Source organism: Fortiea sp. LEGE XX443, assembly GCF_015206815.1.
In the GTDB taxonomy this organism is placed as follows: domain Bacteria; phylum Cyanobacteriota; class Cyanobacteriia; order Cyanobacteriales; family Nostocaceae; genus Nostoc_B.
In genome coordinates this window covers 1-3,098 of sequence record NZ_JADEXZ010000147.1, presented here as the reverse complement: position 1 = coordinate 3,098, position 3,098 = coordinate 1, and the positions used below count along the sequence as shown (strand labels likewise).

2 protein-coding genes are annotated in these 3,098 nt (G+C 40.2%); one reads left to right on the top strand and one right to left on the bottom strand.

Going from position 1 to position 3,098, the window contains the following annotated elements; translation table 11 throughout:
* Positions 1-167: 167 nt before the first annotated feature.
* Positions 168-1,400 carry a damage-control phosphatase ARMT1 family protein gene (locus IQ259_RS26795; protein WP_193889006.1) on the top strand — a complete coding sequence of 411 codons (1,233 nt, stop codon included), beginning with the start codon at positions 168-170 and terminating at the stop codon, positions 1,398-1,400.
* Positions 1,401-1,604: 204 nt separating this feature from the next.
* On the opposite strand, the gene dprA is transcribed toward IQ259_RS26795, so the two are convergent.
* Positions 1,605-2,720, bottom strand: coding sequence for a DNA-processing protein DprA (gene dprA, locus IQ259_RS26790; protein WP_193889007.1), 1,116 nt, complete (start codon positions 2,718-2,720; stop codon positions 1,605-1,607).
* Between the last annotated feature and the right edge of the window lie 378 nt (positions 2,721-3,098).

Here is a 3,098-nt window from a genome sequence, read left to right as displayed (position 1 = left end):
AGAAAGGTGCAAATAAACCGAACTATGTAACGGAAAGTAAAGTAGCTTGAAAACCTCTTCCCTTCTGCCTTCTGCCCTCTGCCTCCTGCCTTGTTATAACGACAATTTTTAACACCGACCTACTTACTCTAAGATTTATCTATAAATTATGAGGGTAAGAAAAATTTGTGGTCAATTCATCTCAAATCCCGAAATTACCACTACCACCATCACTTATAGGTTCAGAAGTCGGTTCTTTTACTGAGTTCACAGTTACGCAACGAATGCCTGCAATTGCCCGCCGAGTTATAGTTGAAAATGATTTTTCATCTGAAATTAATGCAAGGTTAGAAAGTCTTGCTACAGAACTACCAACAGGATATTTACCACCTTTAAGAAATGATACTGGCACGGATTTTTCTGCTTGGAATATATATCTACAATTTTACAAAGATCAGCGTTGGGTAGATGTTCCCTGGTTCTTGGCAGAAACTTATTTTTATCGGCTAATTCTAGAAATTACTCATTACTTTCGCCCTGGTAGATGGCAAGCTGTTGATCCATTTCAATTACAAAAATCTCAAGGTTTAGAAGCATCTCTTGACTCAACTATTCTTTTATGTCATCAGCTAAATAAATGGTTGGATGATGATCAAATTGATAGCAAACCAAATCAAACAGCTTTACTTTCACTATTATATTTTGCTTTGTGGGGCAATCGAGTTGACTTGAGTTTATGGTCAGCATTTGAGGGCGATCGCAGCCAATTTGATATTCAAAGTCAGTTAGCACAAATCTTAGTAAATGATACTTTACAAATTTGTGAACTGTTAACTATTTCTCAGGGAGGACGCATTGATTTTGTTGTAGACAATGTTGGTTTTGAACTTGCATGTGACTTATGTTTAGTAGATTTCTTATTAAGTAGCAACTTGGTTAATCAGGTTTACCTACATTTAAAACCGCATCCGACTTTTGTTTCTGATGCCATGATTAAAGATGTACATGATACAACACGTTTTTTAGTCGCTACTGGTGATCAACAAGTGACTTCTTTGGGTCAAAGATTGGAAAATCATATTTTATCAGGACGTTTAGTGTTGTCTGAAGATTATTTTTGGACATCACCTTTAGCCTTTTGGGAAATCCCTAACTTTCTCAAAAATGAGTTAGCTAATGCGCGTTTGCTGGTAGTCAAAGGAGATGCAAATTATCGGCGATTATTAGGCGATCGCTATTGGAATATTACTGCTAACATTGCAGATATCGTTTGCTACTTACCTACACCAATGGTCGCCTTACGCACATTAAAGTCAGAAGTAGCAGTAGGTTTAAAGTCTGAAGTTGTTGAGGAAATAGCAAAATCTGACCCTGCTTGGTTAACAAATGGACAATGGGGAGTGATTCAGTTCGTAGCTTAGTAACTATGAGGCTGCGTAAGAGGCGACAGGGAACAGGTTACAGGTTACAGAGTGATTCAGTTCGTAGCTCAGTAACTATGAGGCTGCGTAAGAGGCGACAGGGAAAAGGTTACAGGTTACAGAGTGATTCAGTTCGTAGCTCAGTAACTATGAGGCTGCGATCGCATCAACATAATATTCCCGTGATAGTTGTTGTTCATTTACTTAAATTTTCTGATAACGCATTCCGGGGAGTTGGGAAACTAAACCCATCAATTCTAGTTGTAATAACAGACTAGAAACGGAACTAGCTGGAATACCTGTTTTTTGAATAATCAGATCAAAGGGTAAAGTATCACAGGCGATCGCATCGATAACTTGTTGCATTTCGGGTGCTAAAGTCGGCAAACTTAACTGTTCTGTTGTTGGGGTCGTCACTGCATCCAATTTTGGTACTGCACCCAACATGGTTAATAGTTCATCTAATTCTCGAAAAATTATCGAAGCGCCTTGCGAGAGTAACTTTAAACAACCTTGCGATGGGTGATCATCTAATCTTCCAGGTAACGCATAAACATCTCTGCCAAAATCGTTAGCGTAGGTAGCCGTAATCAAAGCACCTGATTTCAAAGGTGCTTCCATCACCAAAATGGCACGACTTAAACCTGCAATAATTCTGTTGCGACGAGGGAAATGTGTGCGATCGGGTGGAGTTTTAGCGGGATATTCACTCAGCACTAAACCTGCGCCTAAAATCTCCTTATACAAATCTCGATTTTTGTGGGGATAGATGACATCAACACCAGTTCCTAAAACTGCAATTGTTCTTCCACCAGCTTTGATTGTGGCGTTGTGACTTTCGGTGTCAATTCCTTCCGCCATACCAGAAACTACCGTAAAGCCATTTTTTGCCAAAGCTGTACTAATTTGACGAGTCCAACGCATACCATAGTCTGAAGGTTGGCGGGTTCCTACTATTCCAATCATCGGTTTTTGTCCGAGATTTTCTTGTAAATCAACCTCGCCTCGATAGTACAAAACTGGTGGTGGGCTGGGTGTTTCGAGTAGCAAGCGGGGATAATCTGTATCAGCTGGTGTCCAGAAATGAGGGTTTTCTTGCTGGTGTTGGGTGAGTAACTGTTCGGGATTTAACTGCGATCGCTCTTTTACTGCCTTCGCTAATGTTTGCAAACCAAAACCCTCAACTTCTCCTAATTCAGCCTTGTTAGCTTCCCAAGCTGTAGATAAATTACCAAAATGCTGATGTAATCTTCGCAGCAACACCGGGCCGATCCCAGAAATTTGCGCCCAAGCTAACCAATATGCCCGTTCTTCTACCACTGAACTGATCCTCGCACCCACTCTCGTTGAGTATTCCCAAATTACACGCTGCAACCACAGTTCTTTGTATTCTGCCTACATTACGCCATGTGCGACTTAAGTTTTATCTTTTCTACCTCGTGTTTGCAAAGCGCTTAAAGGTTGGGGTTTGTTTTGGCGGTAGTTCAGACATCGGGTAGTTGTTTAGATATTAAAGACGAAAAAATCTGGATTCAGCACGATGGTACTGAAGCAATACTTCTCGGTTAAGGACAAAAGCAAGGTAAAGTAATAATTGTTCTCCAAAAAGTGCGATGGGAAAAATTGGTGCTGCTAAAAGATTTTTCGTTGATAACGCCAACCTTAGATGCAGAGTTAATATTCAAAGCAATAGAAACA